The sequence below is a fragment of the Moritella sp. PE36 genome, from assembly GCF_000170855.1.
Classification (GTDB): Bacteria; Pseudomonadota; Gammaproteobacteria; order Enterobacterales; family Moritellaceae; genus Moritella.
Genome location: NZ_ABCQ01000126.1, coordinates 1 through 1,309, shown reverse-complemented (window position 1 = coordinate 1,309; position 1,309 = coordinate 1). Strand labels below are relative to the sequence as shown.

At 44.8% G+C, this 1,309-nt stretch carries 1 tRNA gene and 3 rRNA genes; all 4 read left to right on the top strand.

Annotation, left to right across the window (positions count from 1 at the left end):
* Positions 1 to 293 (top strand): 23S ribosomal RNA (locus tag PE36_RS23585); the annotation flags it as partial.
* A gap of 136 nt (positions 294 to 429) precedes the next feature.
* Positions 430 to 545, top strand: a 5S ribosomal RNA gene (gene rrf / locus PE36_RS23580).
* A gap of 60 nt (positions 546 to 605) precedes the next feature.
* Positions 606 to 682 (top strand) — tRNA-Asp (locus tag PE36_RS23575).
* Positions 683 to 958: 276 nt separating this feature from the next.
* Positions 959 to 1,309 (top strand): 16S ribosomal RNA (locus PE36_RS24680); the annotation flags it as partial.

The following is a 1,309-nucleotide window of genomic DNA, read 5'->3' as shown; positions in this document are numbered from 1 at the left end:
CTATCTGCCGTGGGCGTTTGAGAATTGAGAGGAGCTGCTCCTAGTACGAGAGGACCGGAGTGGACGAACCACTGGTGTTCGGGTTGTCATGCCAATGGCATTGCCCGGTAGCTAAGTTCGGAACTGATAACCGCTGAAAGCATCTAAGCGGGAAGCAGGCCTCGAGATGAGTTCTCACTGGAGCTTTAAGCTCCCTGAAGGGCCGTTGGAGACTACAACGTTGATAGGCAAGGTGTGTAAGTGCTGTGAGGCATTGAGCTAACTTGTACTAATTACCCGTGAGGCTTAACCATACAAATTAAAGTATGATTAATTGAAATTTGACTTAAGAATAGACAGAACACTTTAGGTTTTAAAGACTTCTTTATTTATAGCTTTTCAGATTTACAATAGAAATTAATTTTTCTTATAGAAAGCAAACCAGATTTGCTTGGTGACCATAGTGTTGCGGTACCACCTGACTCCATTCCGAACTCAGTAGTGAAACGTAATAACGCCGATGGTAGTGTGGGGTTTCCCCATGTGAGAGTAGGGCATCGCCAAGCGCCAAACAACGTCGAAAGACTATAAATTAAGACTGATGGAAACATTAGCACAGATTGTGCGGAGTGGTAGTTCAGTTGGTTAGAATACCGGCCTGTCACGCCGGGGGTCGCGGGTTCGAGTCCCGTCCACTCCGCCAACAATTCTCAAATAGCATTCTATGAGTGTTATTTTAAAATTGTAGTGCGTAAAGCACACAATCAGACCGTAAGGTCAATGCTCTTTAACAATTTATTCAAGCAATCTGTGTGAGCACTTGCAGAGATATAATGACCAAATATTATATCAATGTAATTGTGAACATTAAATTAAATCGAAAGGTTTGGTTTTATAAACAATAGAACTTCGGTTTTATTGTTGAAGTACAGAATTCATTGAGCCGACTTAATTGCTTAGGCAATTAGTCAAAAACTTTTAATTGAAGAGTTTGATCATGGCTCAGATTGAACGCTGGCGGTAGGCTTAACACATGCAAGTCGAGCGGAAACGAAGAATAGCTTGCTATTCTGGCGTCGAGCGGCGGACGGGTGAGTAATGCTTGGGAATCTGCCTAGTCGAGGGGGACAACAGTTGGAAACGACTGCTAATACCGCATACGACCTACGGGTGAAAGGGGGCCTCTTCTTGAAAGCTCTCGCGACTAGATGAGCCCAAGTGGGATTAGCTTGTTGGTGAGGTAAGAGCTCACCAAGGCGACGATCCCTAGCTGGTCTGAGAGGATGATCAGCCACACTGGAACTGAGACACGGTCCAGACTCCTACGGAG